This is a genomic window from Sulfuriferula multivorans, assembly GCF_003851125.1.
GTDB lineage: Bacteria > Pseudomonadota > Gammaproteobacteria > Burkholderiales > Sulfuriferulaceae > Sulfuriferula > Sulfuriferula multivorans.
Window position 1 is genome coordinate 23,951 of record NZ_BGOW01000006.1, and the last position, 21,852, is coordinate 45,802.

Genomic DNA, 21,852 nt, shown 5'->3' on the forward strand with positions numbered 1-21,852 from the left:
GACACCCATCCATCAGCTGCGCGTGCATGCCGAAGCGGCGATTCCCAAGCCGGTCATGAAACGCTACAAGGCATTCCTGCGCGAGGTGCTGTTCGGTTAGCCTGTCCATAGCCGGGCGCTTTGCGATGAAGGATTACATTCCCGAACTCAGCGAACAGCGCATGGTCAAGCGCGCCCCGAATCGGCCGATTGATTTCGGGGTGGACCGGGATTACATCTTCTCCTGTTTGAAGGATGTCGAACAAAGCTTCGGATTGCAGGGATTTCCCGGTCTCGCCCCGCAACAGATACCGGCGCGCGCGCTCATCAGGCAGCTCGTCGTCTGGTGGCGCACCCTCGAACCCGCCAGCGCGGCCCAGCAGACTGCCTACGCCCGCCTGCCAGGCACCATCCGGCTCATCGACACCATTTCCGCCTGGTGGGCGGAGCATGCTGGCAACGCGCATGAGGATTGAGGTCGGGGAGACAGGGCAGGCCGTCATGCGGTCCGGATGGGTAGGAGTGGCTGAAAACCCGGAAGGATGAGTCGCTCAGTTGTTTCGAAAAGGCGCTGAGCAAGTTATTGGTTTGTGAAATAACGCATTGCGATCGTAGCCAAAATTCCAGCAATCGCTAAAATCGCCATTAACTGAAGTATGGTAAGACCTTTCTGTGCATTTTTTGCATTGCCCATAGTTGATTATCCTAATGTGGATAGATTGAGCTTCCCCCGGTTTTTTCGTCTGCCAAAGGTCGGCAGCATTCACCGTGGCATCAGGCGACCACCGAAAACAGTATCAACTCTGCCGATATGACAGAACTGTCGCCTGGCGCCTCCTGGCAGAGAGTACGCATACCGAACAGAAGTGACCGTCTTTGCCTATCCGGCGCGTCGATGTGCAAACGCAAATACAGTTTGACGAACAAAGCGGTTTGGCAGTAAAACCAGAACTCCCGCGTCGCTACATTCCGACTATACAGTTTGCGTCGAATAAGCAGTCAGGTTGCCATTATGAATGAATCTCCCGTTTGCCCGATACGCATACCGCCCGATTTTTCAGGGGTGACAGAAGTGAAGCTCACACCGCAACAGCCGCTCAAGGATTATCTGGAAGCCATGCGCGTGGCCAATGCCGAGGCAGATTCCCGCCTTGGCGAATACATGCTGCTGTCGTGGTATGACCGCGACCGCGATTTCGAATCCCCGCAGCACGCCAGCGAATGCCACGAGAACAGCGCCGTGCCGGGCTATGTCGATTACGGACTGTTCCATGGCGCCAGGCTGAAGGTGGACATTGAAGCGGGCCGCTTCGTGTTCTTCTACATGCCCGTCGATTCCTAAGTGCTTATATAAATAATCCCCAAAACGGCGCCGCTTGCCCCTGCCGGCGCCATCCGGCTCATCGACACCATTTCCGCCTGGTGGACGAAGCATGCTGGCAACGCGCATGGGGATTGAGGCCGGGGAGACAGAGCAGGCCGTCATGCGGTCCGGATGAGTATCGAATGTCCGGAATTCCGGACATTCCAGCCACCCATGTCTAATGAACAATAAGCGCATAACAATCAATAACAGGACGAGACCCTGCCGATACGGTGAAACGACGGCAGCCCCCAAATGAAAATTCTTCTTGAAAAATACAAAAACAGGGCGTATTGTCCGCAAAAATACCCAGATGATAACCAATGCCCGACCCTATTCCTATGACCTCTGTGCTTACCACTGGTGGCGGCGATGCCGTTCTGGCGTACCTGAAAGCCGCTCGAGAACACCACACACAAGCCAAAATCGCCGATTTCCTAAAGACCACTCCCCGTACGATTCGTCGCTGGGAAGCCCGCCAGTCCGTGCCACCGCCCTACGTCATCCACGCCCTGCAACAGCTTTTGCCGCTCGATCTACCTTTCGAGGGGGAAGCCGCGTTCAGCTTTATCGATCTATTCGCAGGCATCGGCGGTATCCGCCGTGCATTTGAGGCCGTCGGCGGGCGTTGCGTCTTCACCAGCGAATGGGACAGCTACGCCCAGAAAACCTACGCCGAGAATTTTCGCGACGGTCACGCCATCAATGGCGACATCACACAGGTTCAGGCCGCCAGCATTCCCGACCACGACGTTCTGCTGGCAGGTTTCCCATGCCAGCCGTTTTCCATCGCCGGAGTGTCAAAAAAGAACGCATTAGGCAAAGCCCATGGCTTTGCCTGCGAAACGCAGGGCACGCTGTTTTTCGATGTCGCCCGAGTCATTGCGGAAAAGCGCCCGCGCGCCTTCCTGCTGGAAAATGTCAAAAACCTGACCTCGCATGACAAAGGCCGCACCTTCGCCGTCATCAAACGCACCCTCAGCGAAGAACTCGGTTACCACATCCACACCCGCGTTATCGACGGCGCACACTTTGTTCCCCAGCACCGCGAGCGCATCCTCATCGTCGGCTTTCGCGAACCTGTCGCGTTCGACTTTGACGCATTGCCCATGCCGCCCAAGGGTCAGCACACGCTGAAGGAAGTTTTGCATCGTACCGACGGCGCCGAGCCGCACCTGCCTTGGGATGAAGACCGCTTCTTCGACCACGCCAACAACAAGGTGCAGGATAAATACACCCTCACCGACAACCTCTGGCGCTACCTGCAAAACTACGCCGAAAAACATCGCGCCAAGGGCAACGGCTTCGGGTTCGGTCTTGTCACGAAAGACAGCGTCACTCGCACCCTTTCCGCCCGCTATTACAAGGACGGCTCGGAGATTCTGGTGTATCAAGGAGAAGGCATAAATCCGCGCCGATTAACGCCAAGAGAGTGTGCAAGGCTAATGGGTTTCCCCGATACGTTCAGGATTCCGGTGTCGGATACGCGGGCTTATCAGCTGTTTGCGGATGCGGCGGTTGTTCCGATGATCGAATCAGTCGCTAAACTCATGGCACCGCTAATTACTGTCGAGGAGCCGGTGGCTTCGGCCAATCTGGCCGCGCCGCCCAACATCATGAGTTCAAATCGCTGGACCAAAGAACAGTTGAAACTCGCGTTCAATCTGTATTGCCAACTGCCATTCGGCAAGCTGCATAGTCGGAATGCTGAAATTATCGAACTTGCCGCGCTCATCGGTCGCACATCCTCCGCTGTCGCAATGAAATTGGTCAACTTCGCCAGCCTTGACCCCGCTATCACCAGCACAGGCAGAAGCGAGCTGGGCAATGCCTCTTCGCTGGATCGTGAAGTGTGGGAGGAGTTTCATGCGGACTGGGAGCGGCTCGCCGTGGAATGTGCGCTACTTAACGAGCAGCTACGCGCGGGACGCGCTGAACCAGTTAGCGACACAGAGCCAGACGAATCTTTCGATCTAAACGACTTCAGTGGGGAAACCAGACAGGTTCTAACTGAGCAACGAATCAAACAAAGCTTCTTCCGCCGCGCCGTCCTTGCCAGCTATCGCGGCAAATGCTGCATGTCAGGTCTGTCTGACTCGCGCTTGCTGATTGCCAGCCATATCGTTCCATGGAGCAAAGACAAGGCCAACCGGCTCAATCCGAGCAATGGCTTATGTCTCTCGGCACTGCATGACAAGGCATTCGACAAAGGACTTATCACGCTGACTGACGATTTCAAAATCCTTGTCTCGGAAGATATCAAACGCGGCAAAGAAGCTTTTATCCAAGCGGTGATTCTGCCGCTCGATGGTCGCCCGATTGACCCGCCAGAACGTTTTATGCCTCAACCAGAATTCGTTGCATGGCACAGAAACAAGCTGTTCGTGGACAACAAGAACCCGCACCAACGGTGAACGTCAGATTCGAATACCTTTATAGAGACGCGGGGAATTTCAAGCGTTGGGGCGAAGTCGTGTTTTCAAATGCCCACAATATCGGGCAAGAGACGCTCGATACTATTTCCGGCGCGGCATTGCCGCTTGATGGTGTTTACTTTCTTCCCGATCAGATTGGAGTTCCGAGTCTGCACTTCGAGGAATGGATAAAAGTCCTCGATCACTACTGGCATGAAATACATGCCTTCAAACTTTGTGGCGACCTTCCGAACGATCCACAGGCACGGGATATTGAGCTGTTTATTCAGTCGCTATTCCGCCGCTCTACATCTCAACAAAGCGAGCGGGGATATTGATGACTTTTTGTCGTTTTCCTTATCCGTGCAAAACCGGCGCAAGAGCCGGGTAGGACTTGCCCTCGAAAACCACCTCGAACTGCTGTTTACTGAGTGCGGTATCCAATATAAACGTACTGCCGTAACGGAAAACAAGGCCAAACCGGATTTCATTTTCCCAGTGTTGCGGCATACCACGACCCTGCCTTTGACGCGTTGCGCCTGACTATGCTGGGTGTGAAATCCACTTGCAAAGACCGCTGGCGACAGGTACTTGCCGAGGCTGATCGTATCGACCACAAACACCTGCTAACGCTCGAAACTTCAATCAGCCGACACCAGACGGACGAAATGCAGGCGAAAAATCTGCAACTTGTTCTGCCGCGTGGACTGCACGGGACTTACACGCCAGAGCAACAGACGTGGCTGATGGATGTTGCTTCATTTACTGCACTGGTGCGTGAGCGGCAGGATGCCGCCTGATTCTTGCAGAAATGACCACTCGAATAAGTAGCGGAAGGGTTCCCTGACAATCGTCACTTCTACTATTCGAAACCATAAGGGTCAGCCTCGCATTGCCCAAGCAGGGCTAGGCAGCATGTAACAAAAATTCAACCTTGACTGCATCGAACGGAAAGACGATGCGGCCGTCATCTGTGCGGTCGAGCAGGCCTGCGTTCAGAAGCGCCGTTACATCGCCATGCACCGCCTTGACGTCGCGCTCGACGCGTCGTGCGGTTTCGCGGATGGAAACCGGCCCTGCACCGCAAAGTGTCTTGAGCAGTTCCCACCGCTTGGCGGTCAGCACTTGCCACAGCAATTCGGGGGATGCAAAGCTGATGCGCGCGGTTTTTTGCGGTTTGCCTGTCTGCCAGGCATGCACGAAATCCGCCATCGAATCGGCGGGGGATCGCACATCAAGCGTTACGGTTTTCATGGTTCCACCTCTCAATATCGTGCTGAAAGTCGGCGATCAGTTGTTCGGGCGTCGTGAAGAGGTAAGCGCGTTCATCGTTACCGAAATGCCGGTGATCACCTTTTCCTGCTTCGTTGTCGTATCGCAGCACGCTTACCCCACGCACCACATAAACCAGTCTGTACTTGAATGCGTGAGCAGAAACGGCAACCGGCTTCGCAAGCCGCCACAGCATCAATTCGGCGAAAGCAGTCTCAGAGTATGTGATGCGGGTGCGAACAAGCTGAACGGCTTTCATGTTGGAGACAATACCAACAGGTGTGGGTGTTGTCAATTTCTCCAACGTCTATGGGTGGTTGATTCCCAATCCGCCGGCTTTCTCCACGGTGATATGAACCGGGATCATGCCATCACTGCGCCGCGAGGCTGACGCTTCTTTAGTTCATCGGAAATCGGGGCGCCGCCCCAGGATGTCTATCAGGCGAAATTCGCGGAGGCGAACTGCCAGTTCACCAGGTTGTTGAGGAAGGTCTCGACGAACTTGGGACGCAGGTTGCGGTAGTCGATGTAGTAGGCGTGTTCCCACACGTCCACGCACAGCAGGGCCTTGTCGCCGGTGGCCAGCGGGGTGCCGGCGGCGCCCATGTTGACAATGTCGACCGAACCATCCGCCTTCTTTACCAGCCAGGTCCAGCCGGAGCCGAAGTTGCCGACGGCGCTGGTCTGGAACGCGGTCTTGAATGCATCGAAACTGCCCCACCTGGCGTTGATGGCGTCAGCCAGCGCGCCGGTCGGTGCGCCGCCGCCATTGGGCGACAGGCAGTTCCAGAAAAAGGTGTGGTTCCACACCTGCGCAGCGTTGTTGTACACGCCGCCGGCAGGCGCGGATTTGACGATGTCTTCGAGCGACCTGGATTCGAACTCCGTGCCCTTGATCAGGTTGTTCAGGTTGGTGACATAGGCCTGATGGTGCTTGGCGTAGTGATATTCGAAGGTTTCCCTGGACATGTGCGGCGCGAGCGCATCCATGGCAAAAGGCAGTGCGGGCAAAGTGTGTTCCATAACGCTCTCCAGATATTGGATAAACAACTCGTGTGATGCATGACCTGCAATTTGCCGCCCGGGGCTTATCCTAGGCGGCAAGGGGTGATGTCGGCGGTATCGACCAGCACTTCTCCGTTCTCGATTTTCAGCGGATATTCGGCGAGAGAGCACGGTTTGCCTTTGACGCAAGCGCCCGATTCACCATCGAATTCCCAGTCGTGGTGGGTACAGGTCAACACCTTGCCATTGAAGCGCGCGTCGGCCAACGGCTCGTTGGAATGCGGACACATTCCCTGGAAGGCGCGTGGCTGGCTATCCTGCGGCCATACGATCAGGACCAGCGTACGGTTGACCGCCGCCACTTCGTATTTGCCTTTTCTCAATTCGTTTTCTTCACATGCTTTTGCAAACATCGCGATTCCCTTCCCAGGCGTTTATGCGAATCCGGGCCGACTTGATCATGACGCCTGACTCATCCATCGCCACGATCAAGGCCGTCTTCTTCGGCCAATTCCACACCGGTGACGCAGACATCGCCGTCGTCGATCACCAGGGTGACGGGGGTCAGTTGCTGTCCCTTGCACGGCCCGATGAAGCAGTGGCCGTCATCCAGATCGAACTGCGCGCGATGTTTGCCGCAGGTCAGGAAGTTGGCGTCCTCATCCAGGAACTGTCCATGCTCGGTATCCAGCCGGCTGCCGGTGTGGGGGCAGACGTTTTCGTAGCCGAAAAAACGGTTCCCCTTGCGCCCGATCACGATGGGCCAGGGTTTCGTTTCGCCGGTCTCGGTGCGCACCGCCAGCCAGAATCCGCTGGGCTGGTCTCCGTCTATCTGGTTCGTGCGGCAAATTGCAAATAGCTCATTCATATTGACGCTCCTGTTTTGGGTGAGGGGTGGGGCGGCGGACTGGGATCATCGCTGACACGGGGGGCGCGCTATTCGGGCTGGTTGCGCATGAAATCGGCGGTCTTGAACAAGGCTTGCTGCAGTTCCGTCCGCAGGTCTGGAGCAAGCCCGACATCGTGCATGGCGCGCACCATGCACGCCATCCATTGATCCCGCTCGCTCATGCCGATGGCAAAGTGCGCGTGACGGCGGCGTAAAAAGGGCTGGCCGATGTGCTCGGCGAACAGCGCGGGTCCGCCCATCCACTCGCTGAGGAACCAGTAAAGCTTGTTGCGCGATTCGCCCAGATCCTGCGGATGCAATTTGCGTATGCCGTAATAATCCGGATCCTCGTCCATCAGGTCATAGAACCGGTCGACCAGTCCGCGCACGGCTTCCGCCCCGCCAAGACGAGCGTAATGGGGATTGGCGTTGACGATCGCAGCGTTCATGATGACGGGCATCCTGGATGGCGGAGTGGTTTCATGCTGCAGGGTTTGCCACACATGTCACCTGTAACGAACCCTGCCGCGGTGCCCGAGTTAAACCGGCCGACCTTCGTTGGGGTTGCGCACTGGCCCCATGACGCGCAGTCCTTCTTCGTAGCTCATGGTGGGAAAGGTATCGGAAAACTTCGACGCCTTATCGGCGATCCGATTCACCTTTCCGGCTGAATCCAGGCGCTTGAGATCGATGCGTTCCAGGTACAACAAATCCAGCAGTTCGTTGTATACCGTTGCCTCGGAAATAGGCAGCACATAAAACGTCGCGCCGCTGTAAGGGACCTGATAGCGCTTGGAGAGATCGATGTTGTCGCAGAACAGAAAATACTTTCCATCCGCATTCAGGGTGGTGCCCATCGCGTCCGCCAGCGGTTTCAGTGATTCGAAGGAAAGCAGATAGGCCGCCATGAAGTCGAGCCCCGCCTTGCCTTCCTGCGCCACGGCGATCACCTGATCGGCCGTAAGCTCCGGCGGGCGTGCTTCGTCGGCATACTGTGGAGCGAACTTGATGGCGATTTCGCCACGGAATCCGAAGCGACCGGCCGCGCCGGTGGCGGCCTTGAATACCGGATTCTGCAAGCGCTTCTCGGCGTCGAGTTGTTTGAAGGCGGTCTGGTCTAGCGTGGTCATGGCGTGCTCTTTGCTGAAGTTGAAGGGATTTCGATCAAACTTTCTACAGCAAGAGCAATGCCAGCACTGAAAATAAACTCAAGCAATTGATTGTAAATATAAATAATTGAAATGCACGCCGCACATCCAGTGTCGGGAATGCTACAAAAGGCAGGTTTTATTGGTGCCAAGCCAGCAAAGCCCGGGGCATCGAAGCACATCGCGCCCGGTTCGTCGTTGTCTTGTGAGGGCAGGAGGCTGGAATATTTCCATGGACGCAGTCACGCGCCGGAAAGCGACACACAACCGGGAGAACAGAAGCGCCATTGTCGCAAAACATACAAAGCTTACACAGGAAGGCACTCCTCAAGATGTCAATTAAGTATCGTATATTCAATAGGTTATAGTTATTTATAAGACATGGCACATGAGTTGCTTTTAGTCAGGCATGACCGGCGGAGAAATATGCCGTCCCCTAAACGCAAGCTAACCAGAGCGAGACGTTCATGCCCCAGGTTCCCATCTATCTCGACTACTCCGCGACCACGCCAATCGACCCGCGCGTGGCGGAACAGATGATTCCGTATCTGACGGAAAAATTCGGCAACCCCGCCTCGCGTTCGCATGCCTTTGGCTGGGATGCGGATAAAGCCGTGGAACTGGCGCGCGAAGAAGTCGCGGGGCTGGTGAACTGCGATCCCAAGGAAATCGTCTGGACTTCGGGTGCAACCGAGTCGGACAACCTCGCCATCAAGGGTGCAGCGCAGTTTTACAAGGGCAAGGGCAAACACCTGATCACCGTGCGCACCGAGCACAAGGCGGTGCTCGACCCGATGCGCGAACTGGAACGGCAGGGTTTCGAAGTCACCTATCTCGATCCCGAGCCGGACGGCCTGCTCGATCTGGAAAAATTTCGAGCCGCGATCCGCCCCGATACGATTCTCGCCTCGGTCATGCACGTGAACAACGAAATCGGCGTGATCCAGGACATCGATACTATTGGCGAACTCTGTCGCGCCAAGGGCGTGCTGTTTCATGTGGACGCCGCGCAGTCTACCGGTAAGGCACCAATCGACCTCGCCCGAATGAAAGTCGATCTGATGTCCTTTTCCGCCCACAAGACCTACGGACCGAAAGGTGTGGGTGCCTTGTACGTGCGACGCAAGCCGCGCGTGCGTCTGGAAGCGCAAATGCACGGCGGCGGCCACGAGCGCGGCATGCGCTCCGGCACGCTGGCTACCCACCAGATCGTTGGCATGGGCGCGGCCTTTCGTATCGCAGCCGAGGAAATGGCTACCGAAAACGAGCGCATCCGCTACCTGCGCGACAGGCTGTGGGTTGGCCTCAACACGCTGGATGAAGTGCACCTCAACGGCGACATGCTGCGGCGCGTGCCACACAACCTGAACGCGAGTTTCAATTTCGTCGAAGGTGAATCGCTGATGATGGCGATCAAGGATCTCGCGGTATCCAGCGGCTCGGCCTGTACCTCGGCCAGCCTGGAACCGTCCTACGTATTGAAAGCGCTGGGGCGCAACGATGAGCTGGCACACAGCTCGATCCGCTTCTCCATCGGCCGTTTCACCACCGAGCAAGAAATCGACTACGCCGTGCAACTGCTGCACAAGCATGTCGGCAAGCTGCGCGATCTGTCGCCGTTGTGGGATATGCATTGTGCCGGCGTAGACCTGAACACCGTGCAATGGGCTGCACATTGATTTTTTTGAGGGGCTAGGAAATAGGGATTAGGGGCTAGGGGACGTGCGGCCAAGGCCGCGCCAAATCAAAAAAGGCGCGCAGCGCCACAAAGCCCTCTAAACCCTAGCCCCCAGCCCCTAACCCCCCGCGACTAAAAGGAGCAAAAAATGTCTTACAGCGACAAGGTACTTGATCACTATGAAAATCCCCGCAATGTCGGAGCGCTCGAAGCGGGCGACGCTTCAGTGGGCACCGGCATGGTCGGCGCCCCGGCCTGCGGCGACGTGATGAAGCTGCAAATCAAGGTGAACGCCGACGGCATCATCGAGGAAGCACGCTTCAAGACTTACGGTTGCGGATCCGCCATCGCCTCCAGCTCGCTGGTGACCGAATGGGTCAAAGGCAAGACCCTCGATCAGGCGCTGGAAATCAAGAACACCGCCATCGCCGAAGAACTGGCGCTGCCGCCGGTCAAGATCCACTGTTCGATTCTGGCCGAGGACGCAATCAAGGCCGCGGTTGCCGACTATCGCAACAAACACGAAGTCGTCGACGCAGGCTACGCCGCCTGCAACCCGACTGCCGCATAAATGCCGCACTCACAGGAGAGCAAAAAATGGAAACGCAAACCCTCAGCCCTGTTGTCGAAATGCCTGTCCCCAGCCCCATCGTTTTTACCGAAGCGGCGGCAAACAAGGTCAAGGAAATCATCGCCGATGAAGGCAATACCGCGCTCAAATTGCGCGTCTCAGTTACCGGTGGCGGCTGTTCCGGCTTTCAGTACGGTTTCAGTTTTGACGAGAACAGTGCCGAAGACGATACCGTGATGGAGAAATGCGGCGTTTCATTGCTGATCGACCCGATGAGCTTCCAGTACCTCATGGGTGCCGTAATCGACTACCAGGAAAGCCTCGAAGGCGCGCGCTTCGTGATCAACAACCCGAACGCCGCGTCGACCTGCGGCTGCGGCAGTTCGTTTTCGGTGTAAGGGGACAGGGCATGGCTATTACGCTTTCAGAACGTGCCGCCAACCGGGTGCGGAAATTTCTCGACCAGCGCGGCAAGGGGGTCGGTCTGCGCCTGGGTGTGCGCACCAGCGGCTGCTCCGGCATGGCCTACACGCTTGAGTTTGTGGACGAAACACTGCCCGAGGATATTGTTTTTGAGTCCTTCGGCGTCAGTGTGCTGATTGACCCCAAGAGCCTGACTTTCCTTGATGGCACCGAACTGGATTTTGTGCGTGAAGGCTTGAACGAAGGCTTCCAATTCAACAACCCCAACGTGAAGAATTCCTGCGGCTGCGGCGAAAGCTTCAACGTATAGCGAGAACAACATGGCCCTCCTCAATATTGCAGAACCGGGTTTATGTGCGGATCCCCACCAGCATCGGCTGGCTATCGGAATCGACCTGGGCACCACCAATTCCCTGGTAGCCACGGTGCGCAGCGGATCGGCGTCGGTGCTGGAAGATGAAGCTGGGTGCACCCTGCTGCCGTCGGTAGTGCGTTATATACAACAGGATGTCATCCCGGAAGTCGGTCTGGAGGCGCAATTGCACCAAACCGACGATCCCCATAACACCATCGCCTCGGTCAAACGCTTCATGGGGCGCGGACTCAAGGATGTACCCGGCGCTTCCACCACACCTTACCGCTTCGTCGACAGCCCCGGCATGGTGCGCATCGAGACGCGCGCCGGGGTGAAAAGCCCGGTGGAAATTTCGGCTGAAATTCTCAAGGTGCTGCGTAGCCGCGCTGAAACCAGCCTTGGCGGTGAGCTCACGGGTGCGGTCATCACCGTACCGGCTTACTTCGACGACGCGCAGCGCCAGGCAACCAAGGATGCCGCGCGCCTGGCCGGTCTCAACGTGCTGCGCCTGCTGAACGAGCCGACTGCAGCTGCCATCGCGTATGGCCTGGACAATGCATCGCAAGGCACTTTCTGCATCTACGATCTGGGCGGCGGCACCTTCGATATTTCCATCCTGCGTCTCAGCCAGGGTATCTTCGAGGTGGTCGCCACCAACGGCGATTCCGCACTGGGTGGCGACGATTTCGACGAATGCATTTATCGCTGGATCGTCGAGCAAGGCGCAATCGCGGATGCGACGGTCACGGATGCCCGCCAGTTGTTGAGCCTGGCGCGCAAAGCCAAGGAAACCCTCACCGAGCATGACGAGGCGCGCATTTGTGCATCGCTCTCATCCGGCGTGGAACTCGACCTGAGCCTGAGCGCCGAAACCTTCTTCGCGCTCACCGCCAGCCTGGTCGACAAAACAATCAATCCCATCCGCAAAGCGCTGCGCGACGCAGGCCTTGGCATGGATGACATCGATGGCGTGGTGCTGGTCGGCGGCTCCACCCGCATGCGTCACGTGCGCACTGCAGTGGCTGATTACTTCAAGCGCGAGCCGCTGACCAATCTCGACCCGGATAAGGTTGTCGCATTGGGTGCCGCGATGCAGGCCAATCTGCTGGTGGGCAATCGCAAGGCGGACGACTGGCTGCTGCTGGACGTGATCCCGCTGTCGCTGGGCCTCGAAACCATGGGGGGGCTGGTGGAAAAAGTCATTCCGCGCAACGCCACCATCCCGGTTGCCCGCGCCCAGGAGTTCACCACTTTCAAGGACGGCCAGACCGCCATCAGCGTCCACGTGGTGCAGGGCGAGCGCGAACTGGTCAGCGATTGCCGTTCCCTCGCGCGCTTCGAGCTGCGCGGCATTCCGCCCATGGTGGCGGGCGCGGCGCGCATCCGTGTCGCTTTTCAGGTCGATGCCGATGGTCTGTTGTCGGTATCCGCCCATGAGCAGACCAGCGGCGTGCAGGCCACCATCGAGGTCAAGCCCTCCTATGGACTGGGCGACGACGAAATCGCGCGCATGCTGCAGGATTCCTTCACCCATGCCAAAAACGACATGGACGCACGCAACCTGCGCGAGCAGCGCGTGGACGGCCTGCGCCTGTTGGAGGCCACGCAGGCGGCAGTGGACCAGGACGGCAGGCAACTGCTGTCCGACACGGAGCGTGCCAGCATCGACCGTGCCATGGAGACGCTGCGTGTCCTGCTGACCGGCCACGATCACGTCGCCATCAAACGCGCCGCCGACTCGCTTAACCGGGCCACCGCCCAATTCGCCGCCCGCCGCATGGACGCAAGCATACAGCGCGCCCTGACAGGTCAGCGGCTGGATGCAATCGAGGTTTAAACCTGAAAACCGCAGTTGACCGCTTGTCGCCTTAAGGAACACCACATGAATACTGAGTTTTCTGCCTTCGACCTGGATCGCCCGTTGGGTGAGCACGCTACGCACCCGCTGACGCATCTGGGCGCGCGCATACCTTTGTCGCTCCTCGTTGCAGGTCCCGGCCTGCCGCCTCGTCGCTTCGCGGCATCCACACGCCCAAATGCACCATCGGGCGCGTCCAACTACGGTTTCCAGGTTTAACCATGCCGCAAATCATTGTACTGCCGCATGAAATCCTGTGCCCGGACGGTGCTGCGATAGACGCCGAGAGCGGCAGCAGCATTTGCGACAGCTTGCTCGCCGCTGGCATTGAGCTCGACCATGCTTGCGAACAATCCTGCGCCTGCACCACCTGCCACGTCATCGTGCGCGAAGGATTCGCCTCCCTGGATCCCGGCACCGAGAAAGAAGACGATCTGCTCGACAAGGCATGGGGTCTGGAACCGGAATCACGCCTCGCCTGCCAGACTCTCGTTGACGGCGCCGACCTGGTGATCGAGATTCCCAAGTACTCGATCAACATGGTCAAGGAAGGGCATTGAAATCGAAAGAACAAATCTTTAACCACGGAGTACACGGAGGTCACAGAGGTTTTTAGGTTAGGAAGCCAGCTTGGCCAACTGACCGAAGAAGCATAGGAACATTAGAACTGCTTTGCCTCTGTGTACTCCGTGGTTCAATTGATTTTCAAGATGGAGCACATCATGCGCATCGGCATCCCGAAGGAAATCAAGGACCACGAATACCGCGTTGGCGTTACCCCGGCCGGCGTGAGCGCACTCAAGGCCCACGGCCACGAAGTGCTGGTGGAAACCCTGGCCGGCGCACGCATCGGCTTCAGCGATGCCTTGTACGAGGCGGCCGGTGCGATGATCACGGGGCGTAGCGAAGTGTACGGCTGCGACATGGTCATCAAGGTCAAGGAGCCGCAGCCTTCCGAAGTAGCGCTGCTGCGCGAAGGACAGGTGCTGTTCTGCTATCTGCATCTCGCGCCCGAGCCGGAGCTGACGCGCGGCCTGCTGGAGCGCAAAGTGATCGGCATCGCCTACGAAACCGTGACCGACGCCCAGGGCAATCTTCCGCTGCTGATCCCCATGTCGGAGGTGGCGGGGCGCCTCGCGGTGCAGACCGGCGCGACGGCATTGCAGATCGCCAACGGCGGCAGCGGTGTGCTGCTCGGCGGGGTACCGGGCGTAGCGCCGGGCAAGGTGGTCATCCTCGGCGGCGGCGCATCCGGCATCAATGCAGCGAAGATGGCGCTCGGTCTCGGCGCGGAGGTCACGGTGCTCGACATCAACCTGGCGCGCCTGCGCTACCTGGACGACGTGTTCGGCATGCGCGTCAAAACGCGCTTTTCCGAACCCGCCGCCATCGCCGAACTGACGCGCGAGGCGGACCTGGTCATCGGCGCGGTGCTGATCCCCGGCCAGCGCGCGCCGCGCTTGCTGACACGCGACATGATCAAGGCGATGAAGCCGGGCTCGGCCTTCGTGGATATCGCCATCGACCAGGGCGGCTGCGCCGAGACCTCGCGTCCCACCACGCACTCCGACCCCACCTATGTCGAACACGGCGTGGTGCATTACTGCGTCACCAACATGCCGGGTGCCACCGCGCGCACCTCCACTCTGGCGCTGACCCAGGCCACGCTGCCGCTTGCGCTGGAACTCGCCGACAAAGGCTGCGCGCGGGCGCTGCTGGACAATCCGGGACTGAGGGAGGGCCTCAACGTATTTCGCGGCCAGGTCACGCATCGCGCTGTCGCTGCCGATCTCGGTTACGCCTTCGAAGCTTTTGCCATGACTGAACTGGCAGCATAGCCCATCGTGTCGCAATCCCTACAATCCCCGACAAATGTCGTTTTACCTCCCTGTTCATCACCCGCCTGAACATCCAATTTGCTGATTATATGTAACTATTTAATCTGGCACGTCATTTGCTGAGTAACGAATGAAAGCAACTTCTTCGGAGCGAACATGACCCAACCTTCTGTAGTCGTCAACGACACGACCCTGCGCGATGGCGAGCAGACCGCTGGCGTGACCTTCAGCGCCGAAGAACGCATCGCCATCGCGCGCGCGCTGGCCGCCGCCGGTGTGGCGGAAATGGAAGTAGGTATCCCGGTCATGGGGCCTGAAGAATGCGAGAATATTCTTGCCATTGCCAGCCTGGGGCTGCCGTCGAGACTGATGGTCTGGGGTCGCATGTGCGAACCTGACCTTACCGCCGCCGCCAGCTGTGGCGTACATTTCGTCAATCTGTCGATTCCTGTTTCCGATATTCAAATCCGCCACAAGCTGGGACGTGATCGGGAATGGGTGCTGGATACCATCAGCCATTTCGTCAAGCACGCCCAGGATATGGGCATGGACGTCAGTGTTGGCGGTGAAGACGCCTCACGCGCGGATCCGGATTTTCTGCTGCGCGTGGTCGATACGGCACAGGCTGCCGGCGCACAGCGCTTCCGCTTCGCGGACACGCTCGGACTGCTGGATCCGTTCATCACCTACAACCGCATCAGGCAACTGCGCGAGGCGACCGATCTCGAACTCGAAATGCACGCCCACAACGATCTGGGCATGGCCACGGCGAATACGCTGGCCGCTGTGCTGGCGGGTGCGGGCCACATCAACACCACAGTCAACGGCCTGGGCGAACGTGCCGGCAATGCCGCGCTGGAGGAGACCGTCACCGCGATGCACCACCTCTACAACATCGGAACCGGCATCGACAGCTGCCACTTCCCGGAAATCTCACGCCTGGTGTCGATAGCTTCGGGTCGTCCGATTCCGGTGAACAAAAGCATCGTCGGCGACGCCGTGTTCACGCATGAGTCAGGCATCCACGTGGACGGCCTGCTCAAGAACCCGCTCAACTACCAGGGCCTGGCACCCGAAACTGTCGGGCGCAGCCACAAGCTGGTGCTCGGCAAACATTCGGGCACCAGCGCGGTGATGCATGCCTACGCCACTATCGGCATCACGCTGACGGAATTCGAAGCCAAGGATCTGCTTGCGCGCATTCGTGAACACGCTGTCGTCACCAAGCGAATACCGAGCGCCGCCGACCTGGAACGCTTCTACCTGGAAGCGATGCCGTGCGCATCGGTTCAGTCCTGACCGGAAGGAAGCAAGATGAGCGCGATGTTCGACCCACATACCCTGACCGCCCAGGTTCCGCAAACCGCTCCCGGATTATTCGCCCTGCTGCGCGAAGACATAGCCTGCGTGTTTCAACGTGACCCGGCTGCGCGTACCACCTGGGAAGTCATCACCACTTACCCAGGCATCCATGCCCTGTTCTGGCATCGCCTCAGTCACGTTTTGTGGGGGCGTCGCTGGCGCTATGCCGCGCGCTTCATTAGCTTCTTCGCGCGCATGTTCACCCAGATCGACATCCATCCCGGCGCCACCATCGGCCGCCGCTTCTTCATCGACCACGGCTGCGGCGTCGTCATCGGCGAGACCGCCGAGGTCGGCAACGATGTCACGCTCTACCACGGCGTCACCCTCGGCGGCGTCTCCTGGAATCCCGGCAAGCGCCACCCCACCCTGTGCGACGGCGTGGTAGTGGGCGCAGGCGCGAAGATACTCGGCCCGATCACAGTGGGAAGCGGTGCGCGCGTCGGCGCGAATTCGGTGGTGATTCAAGATGTGCCGGACAGCATGACGGTGGTCGGCATCCCCGGCCGCGTGGTGCTGCCCGCGAACCAGCGCCGCATCACCCAGCAGGGCATCGACCTCGACCACCATCTGATGCCCGACCCGGTGGGCAAGGCGATTTCCTGCCTGCTCGACCGCATCGCCTACCTGGAAAAACACCTGGGCGTTTCCGCCGAGGCGCAAGAACTACCGGTGACCAGCGACTGTATCACCTGCACCGAAACCTGCGATCCGGCTCACGTCGCCGTGAACCTGAAGCGGACTACCCACTGAAGTTAAACGAGCATCGGAAAAAATCATGAGCGACCTACTCAAACACATGAGCACCTTCTCTTCGGCGGAAGAGTTCCTGGACTATTTCCTGGTTCCCTACGACCAGTCCGTCGTCCACGTGAACCGGCTGCACATCCTGAAGCGGTTTAACCAGTATCTGCGGGCGACGCCGGGCACGGCGACGATGGACGACGGCACGCTGCGCGGCGTGTGCAAGGAGATGCTGGGCAAAGCTTACAGTGACTTTGTGAATTCAACGGCGGCGCAGGAAAAGGTGTTCAAGGTATTTCAGGATACGGACGGAAAACAGCACATCACGCTCGACAGCTTGCGCACTTCGCTGTCGTCGCATCATTAGATTTGAAGATTAAAGAAATGCTTGCCACAGAGATCACAGAGGACACAGAGAAAATCGCTTCAGGCCTGCCACCCAAGTTAGCCACCGACGCAACGCGTCAATTTGAGCAGTGGTTTTTCTCTGTGCTCTCTGTGGCAAAAAGGTTTTTTAGGATTTAAGGACAAGACCACCATGCACATCGTCGTTTGCATCAAGCAGGTTCCGGACAGCGCGCAGATTCGCGTGCATCCGGTGACCAACACCATCATGCGCCAGGGCGTGCCGGCCATCGTCAATCCATACGATCTGTTCTCGCTGGAGGCAGCGCTGCGCCTGAAGGACGAATACGGCGCCCGCGTTACCGTGCTGTGCATGGGGCCGCCACAGGCGGAAGCGGCGCTGCGCAAGGCCATTTCCTTCGGCGCCGATGATGCGATCCTGGTGACCGACCGCGCCTTCGCCGGCTCCGACACCCTGGCCACGAGTTTCGCGCTGGCTTCCGCGATCAGGAAAATTCAGGAAGACATGCCGGTAGATATCGTCTTCGCGGGCAAGCAGACCATCGACGGCGACACCGCGCAGGTTGGCCCCGGCATCGCCAAACGTCTGGATCTGCAGTTGCTGACCTATGTCTCCAGCATCGTCGATCTCGATCTGGACAAGCGGGAAATCACCTTGCATCGCCGCGCGGAAGGCGGCGTACAGGTGCTGCAAACCAGGTTGCCCTGTCTCATCACCATGCTCGAAGGCACCAACGAAATGCGCTTTGCGACCATGCCCAACATGTTTCGCGCCGCGCGTTATCCCCTCAAGCAATGGGACAAGGACGCCGCCGGTATCGAGGATGTGTCCAAGATCGGCCTCAAGGGCTCGCCCACCATCGTCAGCAAGGTGTTCGCGCCGCAGGCCAAATCGCAGCGCGCGGAAATCATCGACTGCGAGAGCAAGGAGCCGAAGGATCTTGCCGTCACGCTGCTGACGAAGATGTTCACCAAGTATCCGAATCTGCCCGAAGAAATCGCCAAGGTCAACGCCTAAGCGAAAATGAAAATGCAAATGCAAATCTTTGCCACAGAGGACACAGAGAACATCATCCTATTGAAGCGTGCAGTTAGCCAATTTATCCAAGGGGTTTTCTCTGTGAACTCTGTGATCTCTGTGGCAAAACACTTTTCAAAAGTAATCATGAAATAAGGATCGCGACATGAGCGAAGCAACTGAACAGGAACCACCGAAGAAACCTGCCGGCCGGCGCAAATTCGAACTGGATCCGCGCCTGGCATCCTATAAGGGCGTGTGGGTGTTCGTCGAACACGAGCGCGGCGTCGCCCATCCCGTTTCGTGGGAACTGATGGGTGAAGGCCGCAAACTCGCGGACACGCTGGGCGTGCCGCTGGCCGGCGTGGTGATGGGGGCGCCCGGCATCCAGGCCCGGCGTTTCTGCGAGGATGCCTTCCATTACGGCGCTGACCTCTGCTATCTGATGGAAGACCCGGTCATGGCCGACTATCGCAACCAGCCATTCACCAAGGGGCTGACCGATCTGGTCAACGCCTATCAGCCGGAAATCCTGCTGCTCGGTGCCACGACCCTCGGCCGCGACCTCGCCGGCAGCGTCGCCACCACCTTGCAGACCGGCCTCACCGCCGACTGCACCGAACTCAACATCGACCTGGAAAACCGCAGTCTGGCGGCGACTCGCCCCACGTTTGGCGGCAGTCTTTTGTGCACCATCGTCACCCTCAACTACCGTCCGCAGATGGCCACGGTGCGGCCGCGGGTGATGAGCATGCCGAAAAAGGATGACACGCGCAGCGGCAGCATCATCGAACATTCGCTGGGCATGATCGAGACCGACATCGTGACCAAGGTGCTCGAATACATTCCGGACAACCTGCAGGGCAAACCGCAGCTGCCGTTCGCCGACATCATCGTGTCCGGCGGGCGTGGCATGAAGCGGCCGGAAAACTTCCAGCTGATCTGGGACCTGGCCAAGGTGCTGGGTGCGGAAGTCGGCGCGACGCGCCCGGTGGTGCAGGCAGGCTGGGTGGAACTCGACCGCCAGGTCGGACAGTCCGGCAAGACCGTGCGCCCCAAGCTCTACATCGCCGCCGGCATTTCCGGCGCCATCCAGCATCGGGTGGGGATGGATGCCTCGGATGTGATCATCGCCATCAACAGCGACCCCAATGCACCGATCTTCGACTTCGCCACTTACGGCATCGTCGGCAACGCGATGACGATATTGCCGGCGCTCACCGACGCGTTCCGGCAGCAGTTGGCGACGGCGAAAGTGGCGGTTTAAATGCTTTCACCACGGAGTACACAGAGGACACGGAGAAAAGCATGGCTTATTACTTATTTGCAATTGATTTTGTTTTGCTCTGTGACCTCTGTGACCTCTGTGTCCTCCGTGGTGAGAAACGAATCATGAAATTCCAGGAGAAGTAACCATGGATGAAAAATTCGATGCCATCGTGATCGGCGCGGGGCCTTCCGGCAACGCTGCCGCCTACACCATGGCCAAGGCCGGACTGAAAGTGCTGCAGATCGAGCGCGGCGAGTATCCCGGTTCCAAGAACGTGCAGGGCGCAATCCTGTATTCGAAGGCGCTGGAGGAGATCATCCCGGATTTCCGCGACGATGCGCCGTTGGAACGCCACCTGATCGAGCAGCAGATGTGGGTGCTGGACGACGAATCCTATATCGGCACCACCTTCCGTTCCGCCGAGTTCAACCAGCAGCCCTACAACCGCTACACCATTATCCGCGCCCAGTTCGACAAGTGGTTCTCGAAGCGGGTGCAGGCGGCAGGGGCGCTGCTGGTGTGTGAAACCACCGTCTCCAACCTGATCATGGACGGAAAACGGGTGATCGGCGTGCAGACCGATCGCGAGGGGGGGGCGGTCTACGCCGACATCGTGGTGCTCGCCGACGGGGTGAACTCGCTGCTGGCGAAGAAGGCGGGATTTCATGCCGAGCTTGAGCCCAAGGACGTGGCGCTGGCGGTCAAGGAAATCCATTTCCTGCCGGAAGAAACCATCCAGAGCCGTTTCAACATTGGCGAGGGCGAAGGCGTGGTGATCGAGATGGCGGGCAAGATCACCCAGGGCATGATGGGCACCGGTTTTCTCTACACCAACAAGGATTCGCTCACCATCGGAGTCGGCTGCATGCTGTCCGACTTCAAGCAGCAGAAAATCACGCCTTACATGCTGCTGGAACAGATGAAGGCGCACCCGGCGATCAAGCCGCTGCTCGCCGGCGGCGAGATGAAGGAATACACCGCGCACCTGATCCCGGAAGGCGGCTACAAGGCGATGCCCCAGCTCTACGGCGAAGGCTGGATGATCGTGGGCGATGCCGGCATGTTCGTCAACGCGGTGCATCGCGAAGGCTCCAATCTGGCCATGACCACGGGCCGCTATGCCGCCGAGACCGTGATCGCCCTGAAGGAAAAGCAGTTGCCGATGACGGCGGCCAATCTGGCCATCTACCAGGGCCGGCTTGAAGACAGCTTCGTCATGAAGGACATGAAGAAGTACAAGAACATGCCGGAAATTTTTCACAACAACAACCATTTTTTCACCACCTATCCCGAACTGCTCAATCGCGCTGCCCACACCATGCTCACCGTGGACGGCGTGGACAAGAAAACCAAGGAACGCGAGATCCGCAAGAGCTTCAAGCAGCGGCGTTCGCTGTTCGGCCTGATGGGCGATGCATACAAAATGTGGAGGGCATTCGAATGAATACCGAAAAAATCCCGGTGAAAGTCGAGGAAAAACTGTTCCAGAATCGCTACCGCGTCGATGCGGGCCGGCCGCATATCAGCATCATCAACCAGGACACCTGCAGGGTGGAGTGCACGACCCAGGAATGCACGGTGTGCTGCCCGGCTGGCTGCTACACCACGGAAGGCAATGGCCAGGTGGTGCTGATTACCGATGGCTGCCTGGAATGCGGCACCTGCCGCATCATCTGCTCGACGTATCGCAATGTGGATTGGGAATATCCACGCGGCGGCTACGGCATCCTGTTCAAGTTCGGCTGAACCCCATGGAAGACATCAACGTGTTCTTGGCGCATGCCGTCGAGCTGGAACGGGAGGCGGCACGACGCTATGAAGAGCTCGCCGACAGCATGCGCACCGACGGCAATGCGGCAGTCGAGAAGTTCTTCCGGAAAATGGCGGTCTTCTCGCGCAAGCATCTCGCGCTGGCGATGGAGCGGGGCGGATTTCGCCAGCTTCCTGTGCTGGCGGCCGAGGGCTATTCCTGGCCTGACGGCATCAGTCCCGAACAGTTCGACTGGATCGGCGTCGACTGCATGATCGACGTCAACAATGCGCTTGATCTTGCGCTGGATGGCGAGCGTCGCGGCCACGCGTTCTATGCCGATATCGCATCCACCACCGGGGACCCCGAGGTCAGGATGATGGCCCAAGAGTTTGCCGCAGAAGAAGCGGAACACGTGGCCGAACTGGAAAAGTGGATCGGCCGCTATGCCCCGCAAACAGCAAACCCACCTCTCGCTCCCGGTTCCAATCACGCCGGGATCAAGTGAGCCGCACTTCAGGATAACCCCCGTCTTGTTCCATCCATTTT

27 protein-coding genes and 1 pseudogene are annotated in these 21,852 nt (G+C 58.6%); 21 read left to right on the plus strand and 7 right to left on the minus strand.

Annotation, left to right across the window (positions count from 1 at the left end):
* The first annotated feature begins 125 nt into the window (after window positions 1-125).
* From EI185_RS04790 to EI185_RS04810, 5 genes and pseudogenes are all read left to right on the plus strand, one after another.
* Window positions 126-455 (plus strand): hypothetical protein, encoded by a 330-nt coding sequence (locus EI185_RS04790; protein ID WP_124703989.1) that lies wholly within the window; start codon window positions 126-128, stop codon window positions 453-455.
* A 536-nt stretch (window positions 456-991) separates the two neighbouring features.
* Entirely contained in the window at window positions 992-1,321 is a 330-nt protein-coding gene (locus EI185_RS04795) for an AF1514 family protein (RefSeq protein ID WP_124703990.1), read from the plus strand.
* 344 nt (window positions 1,322-1,665) lie between these two features.
* Window positions 1,666-3,756 carry a DNA (cytosine-5-)-methyltransferase gene (gene dcm, locus EI185_RS18390; RefSeq protein WP_189836293.1) on the plus strand — a complete coding sequence of 697 codons (2,091 nt, stop codon included), beginning with the start codon at window positions 1,666-1,668 and terminating at the stop codon, window positions 3,754-3,756.
* Window positions 3,705-4,094, plus strand: coding sequence for a hypothetical protein (locus EI185_RS04805; protein ID WP_124703991.1), 390 nt, complete (start codon window positions 3,705-3,707; stop codon window positions 4,092-4,094). The genes dcm and EI185_RS04805 overlap by 52 nt, the downstream gene beginning before the upstream one ends.
* Window positions 3,979-4,556 (plus strand): annotated as a pseudogene (locus EI185_RS04810) (type II restriction endonuclease). The gene EI185_RS04805 and the pseudogene EI185_RS04810 overlap by 116 nt, the downstream one beginning before the upstream one ends.
* Window positions 4,557-4,662: 106 nt before the next feature.
* Here the strand turns inward: EI185_RS04810 and EI185_RS04815 are convergent.
* From EI185_RS04815 to EI185_RS04845, 7 genes are all read right to left on the minus strand, one after another.
* Window positions 4,663-5,010 carry an HVO_A0114 family putative DNA-binding protein gene (locus EI185_RS04815; RefSeq protein WP_124703992.1) on the minus strand — a complete coding sequence of 116 codons (348 nt, stop codon included), beginning with the start codon at window positions 5,008-5,010 and terminating at the stop codon, window positions 4,663-4,665.
* Window positions 4,991-5,323, minus strand: a complete 333-nt coding sequence (locus tag EI185_RS04820) for a toxin-antitoxin system TumE family protein (RefSeq protein WP_223247675.1) — start codon at window positions 5,321-5,323, stop codon at window positions 4,991-4,993. Before EI185_RS04820 ends, EI185_RS04815 begins: the two co-directional genes overlap by 20 nt.
* A gap of 143 nt (window positions 5,324-5,466) precedes the next feature.
* Window positions 5,467-6,051 (minus strand): superoxide dismutase, encoded by a 585-nt coding sequence (locus EI185_RS04825; RefSeq protein WP_124703993.1) that lies wholly within the window; start codon window positions 6,049-6,051, stop codon window positions 5,467-5,469.
* A gap of 65 nt (window positions 6,052-6,116) precedes the next feature.
* On the minus strand, window positions 6,117-6,446 hold the full coding sequence (locus EI185_RS04830) for a Rieske 2Fe-2S domain-containing protein (protein ID WP_124703994.1): 330 nt from the start codon (window positions 6,444-6,446) through the stop codon (window positions 6,117-6,119).
* A gap of 59 nt (window positions 6,447-6,505) precedes the next feature.
* Window positions 6,506-6,901 carry a Rieske (2Fe-2S) protein gene (locus tag EI185_RS04835; protein ID WP_124703995.1) on the minus strand — a complete coding sequence of 132 codons (396 nt, stop codon included), beginning with the start codon at window positions 6,899-6,901 and terminating at the stop codon, window positions 6,506-6,508.
* Between the two features lie 68 nt (window positions 6,902-6,969).
* Window positions 6,970-7,371, minus strand: a complete 402-nt coding sequence (locus EI185_RS04840) for a group II truncated hemoglobin (RefSeq protein WP_124703996.1) — start codon at window positions 7,369-7,371, stop codon at window positions 6,970-6,972.
* Window positions 7,372-7,461: 90 nt separating this feature from the next.
* A complete protein-coding gene (locus EI185_RS04845; RefSeq protein ID WP_124703997.1) occupies window positions 7,462-8,052 on the minus strand; it encodes a hypothetical protein in 591 nt (196 codons plus the stop codon).
* A gap of 485 nt (window positions 8,053-8,537) precedes the next feature.
* Here EI185_RS04845 and EI185_RS04850 point away from each other — a divergent pair, with 485 nt between their 5' ends.
* The 16 genes from EI185_RS04850 to EI185_RS04925 all read left to right on the plus strand — a co-directional run bounded on the left by EI185_RS04850 (window position 8,538) and on the right by EI185_RS04925 (window position 21,811).
* Window positions 8,538-9,749, plus strand: a complete 1,212-nt coding sequence (locus EI185_RS04850; protein ID WP_124703998.1) for an IscS subfamily cysteine desulfurase — start codon at window positions 8,538-8,540, stop codon at window positions 9,747-9,749.
* 147 nt (window positions 9,750-9,896) lie between these two features.
* On the plus strand, window positions 9,897-10,319 hold the full coding sequence (gene iscU, locus EI185_RS04855) for a Fe-S cluster assembly scaffold IscU (RefSeq protein ID WP_124703999.1): 423 nt from the start codon (window positions 9,897-9,899) through the stop codon (window positions 10,317-10,319).
* A 26-nt stretch (window positions 10,320-10,345) separates the two neighbouring features.
* A complete protein-coding gene (erpA, locus tag EI185_RS04860; RefSeq protein WP_133372248.1) occupies window positions 10,346-10,717 on the plus strand; it encodes an iron-sulfur cluster insertion protein ErpA in 372 nt (123 codons plus the stop codon).
* 11 nt (window positions 10,718-10,728) lie between these two features.
* A complete protein-coding gene (gene iscA, locus EI185_RS04865) occupies window positions 10,729-11,052 on the plus strand; it encodes an iron-sulfur cluster assembly protein IscA (RefSeq protein ID WP_124704000.1) in 324 nt (107 codons plus the stop codon).
* Window positions 11,053-11,062: 10 nt separating this feature from the next.
* Complete coding sequence (gene hscA / locus EI185_RS04870) at window positions 11,063-12,934, plus strand: Fe-S protein assembly chaperone HscA (RefSeq protein ID WP_124704001.1); 1,872 nt, start codon at window positions 11,063-11,065, stop codon at window positions 12,932-12,934.
* A 45-nt stretch (window positions 12,935-12,979) separates the two neighbouring features.
* On the plus strand, window positions 12,980-13,174 hold the full coding sequence (locus EI185_RS04875; RefSeq protein WP_124704002.1) for a hypothetical protein: 195 nt from the start codon (window positions 12,980-12,982) through the stop codon (window positions 13,172-13,174).
* Between the two features lie 2 nt (window positions 13,175-13,176).
* Entirely contained in the window at window positions 13,177-13,515 is a 339-nt protein-coding gene (gene fdx / locus EI185_RS04880) for an ISC system 2Fe-2S type ferredoxin (protein WP_124704003.1), read from the plus strand.
* Between the two features lie 162 nt (window positions 13,516-13,677).
* Window positions 13,678-14,793, plus strand: a complete 1,116-nt coding sequence (gene ald, locus EI185_RS04885; RefSeq protein ID WP_124704004.1) for an alanine dehydrogenase — start codon at window positions 13,678-13,680, stop codon at window positions 14,791-14,793.
* A gap of 156 nt (window positions 14,794-14,949) precedes the next feature.
* Complete coding sequence (nifV, locus tag EI185_RS04890) at window positions 14,950-16,092, plus strand: homocitrate synthase (protein ID WP_124704005.1); 1,143 nt, start codon at window positions 14,950-14,952, stop codon at window positions 16,090-16,092.
* A gap of 15 nt (window positions 16,093-16,107) precedes the next feature.
* Entirely contained in the window at window positions 16,108-16,908 is an 801-nt protein-coding gene (gene cysE, locus EI185_RS04895; protein ID WP_124704006.1) for a serine O-acetyltransferase, read from the plus strand.
* A gap of 25 nt (window positions 16,909-16,933) precedes the next feature.
* Window positions 16,934-17,266: a nitrogenase-stabilizing/protective protein NifW gene (gene nifW, locus EI185_RS04900; protein ID WP_124704007.1), complete on the plus strand. Its 333-nt coding sequence runs from the start codon at window positions 16,934-16,936 to the stop codon at window positions 17,264-17,266.
* 171 nt (window positions 17,267-17,437) lie between these two features.
* A complete protein-coding gene (locus tag EI185_RS04905) occupies window positions 17,438-18,283 on the plus strand; it encodes an electron transfer flavoprotein subunit beta/FixA family protein (RefSeq protein WP_124704008.1) in 846 nt (281 codons plus the stop codon).
* 166 nt (window positions 18,284-18,449) lie between these two features.
* Window positions 18,450-19,550 carry an electron transfer flavoprotein subunit alpha/FixB family protein gene (locus EI185_RS04910; RefSeq protein ID WP_124704009.1) on the plus strand — a complete coding sequence of 367 codons (1,101 nt, stop codon included), beginning with the start codon at window positions 18,450-18,452 and terminating at the stop codon, window positions 19,548-19,550.
* A gap of 148 nt (window positions 19,551-19,698) precedes the next feature.
* Window positions 19,699-20,997 (plus strand): FAD-dependent monooxygenase, encoded by a 1,299-nt coding sequence (locus EI185_RS04915; protein WP_124704010.1) that lies wholly within the window; start codon window positions 19,699-19,701, stop codon window positions 20,995-20,997.
* Window positions 20,994-21,299 (plus strand): ferredoxin family protein, encoded by a 306-nt coding sequence (locus EI185_RS04920; RefSeq protein ID WP_124704011.1) that lies wholly within the window; start codon window positions 20,994-20,996, stop codon window positions 21,297-21,299. Before EI185_RS04915 ends, EI185_RS04920 begins: the two co-directional genes overlap by 4 nt.
* Window positions 21,300-21,304: 5 nt before the next feature.
* Window positions 21,305-21,811, plus strand: coding sequence for a ferritin-like domain-containing protein (locus EI185_RS04925; protein ID WP_124704012.1), 507 nt, complete (start codon window positions 21,305-21,307; stop codon window positions 21,809-21,811).
* The last annotated feature ends 41 nt before the right edge of the window (window positions 21,812-21,852 follow it).

What these genes read in the sequence shown, in the direction of transcription:
- EI185_RS04915 (WP_124704010.1), top strand. Translation starts at nt 19,699, where the DNA reads ATGGATGAAAAATTCGATGCCATCGTGATCGGCGCGGGGCCTTCCGGC.
- iscU (WP_124703999.1), top strand. Translation starts at nt 9,897, where the DNA reads ATGTCTTACAGCGACAAGGTACTTGATCACTATGAAAATCCCCGCAAT.
- EI185_RS04825 (WP_124703993.1), bottom strand. Translation starts at nt 6,051, where the DNA reads ATGGAACACACTTTGCCCGCACTGCCTTTTGCCATGGATGCGCTCGCG.
- EI185_RS04850 (WP_124703998.1), top strand. Translation starts at nt 8,538, where the DNA reads ATGCCCCAGGTTCCCATCTATCTCGACTACTCCGCGACCACGCCAATC.
- EI185_RS04840 (WP_124703996.1), bottom strand. Translation starts at nt 7,371, where the DNA reads ATGAACGCTGCGATCGTCAACGCCAATCCCCATTACGCTCGTCTTGGC.
- EI185_RS04905 (WP_124704008.1), top strand. Translation starts at nt 17,438, where the DNA reads ATGCACATCGTCGTTTGCATCAAGCAGGTTCCGGACAGCGCGCAGATT.
- EI185_RS04920 (WP_124704011.1), top strand. Translation starts at nt 20,994, where the DNA reads ATGAATACCGAAAAAATCCCGGTGAAAGTCGAGGAAAAACTGTTCCAG.
- EI185_RS04835 (WP_124703995.1), bottom strand. Translation starts at nt 6,901, where the DNA reads ATGAATGAGCTATTTGCAATTTGCCGCACGAACCAGATAGACGGAGAC.
- EI185_RS04925 (WP_124704012.1), top strand. Translation starts at nt 21,305, where the DNA reads ATGGAAGACATCAACGTGTTCTTGGCGCATGCCGTCGAGCTGGAACGG.
- EI185_RS04845 (WP_124703997.1), bottom strand. Translation starts at nt 8,052, where the DNA reads ATGACCACGCTAGACCAGACCGCCTTCAAACAACTCGACGCCGAGAAG.
- EI185_RS04875 (WP_124704002.1), top strand. Translation starts at nt 12,980, where the DNA reads ATGAATACTGAGTTTTCTGCCTTCGACCTGGATCGCCCGTTGGGTGAG.
- cysE (WP_124704006.1), top strand. Translation starts at nt 16,108, where the DNA reads ATGAGCGCGATGTTCGACCCACATACCCTGACCGCCCAGGTTCCGCAA.
- EI185_RS04805 (WP_124703991.1), top strand. Translation starts at nt 3,705, where the DNA reads ATGGCACAGAAACAAGCTGTTCGTGGACAACAAGAACCCGCACCAACG.
- ald (WP_124704004.1), top strand. Translation starts at nt 13,678, where the DNA reads ATGCGCATCGGCATCCCGAAGGAAATCAAGGACCACGAATACCGCGTT.
- dcm (WP_189836293.1), top strand. Translation starts at nt 1,666, where the DNA reads ATGCCCGACCCTATTCCTATGACCTCTGTGCTTACCACTGGTGGCGGC.
- EI185_RS04830 (WP_124703994.1), bottom strand. Translation starts at nt 6,446, where the DNA reads ATGTTTGCAAAAGCATGTGAAGAAAACGAATTGAGAAAAGGCAAATAC.
- fdx (WP_124704003.1), top strand. Translation starts at nt 13,177, where the DNA reads ATGCCGCAAATCATTGTACTGCCGCATGAAATCCTGTGCCCGGACGGT.
- hscA (WP_124704001.1), top strand. Translation starts at nt 11,063, where the DNA reads ATGGCCCTCCTCAATATTGCAGAACCGGGTTTATGTGCGGATCCCCAC.
- nifW (WP_124704007.1), top strand. Translation starts at nt 16,934, where the DNA reads ATGAGCGACCTACTCAAACACATGAGCACCTTCTCTTCGGCGGAAGAG.
- EI185_RS04795 (WP_124703990.1), top strand. Translation starts at nt 992, where the DNA reads ATGAATGAATCTCCCGTTTGCCCGATACGCATACCGCCCGATTTTTCA.
- erpA (WP_133372248.1), top strand. Translation starts at nt 10,346, where the DNA reads ATGGAAACGCAAACCCTCAGCCCTGTTGTCGAAATGCCTGTCCCCAGC.
- iscA (WP_124704000.1), top strand. Translation starts at nt 10,729, where the DNA reads ATGGCTATTACGCTTTCAGAACGTGCCGCCAACCGGGTGCGGAAATTT.
- EI185_RS04790 (WP_124703989.1), top strand. Translation starts at nt 126, where the DNA reads ATGAAGGATTACATTCCCGAACTCAGCGAACAGCGCATGGTCAAGCGC.
- EI185_RS04815 (WP_124703992.1), bottom strand. Translation starts at nt 5,010, where the DNA reads ATGAAAACCGTAACGCTTGATGTGCGATCCCCCGCCGATTCGATGGCG.
- EI185_RS04910 (WP_124704009.1), top strand. Translation starts at nt 18,450, where the DNA reads ATGAGCGAAGCAACTGAACAGGAACCACCGAAGAAACCTGCCGGCCGG.
- nifV (WP_124704005.1), top strand. Translation starts at nt 14,950, where the DNA reads ATGACCCAACCTTCTGTAGTCGTCAACGACACGACCCTGCGCGATGGC.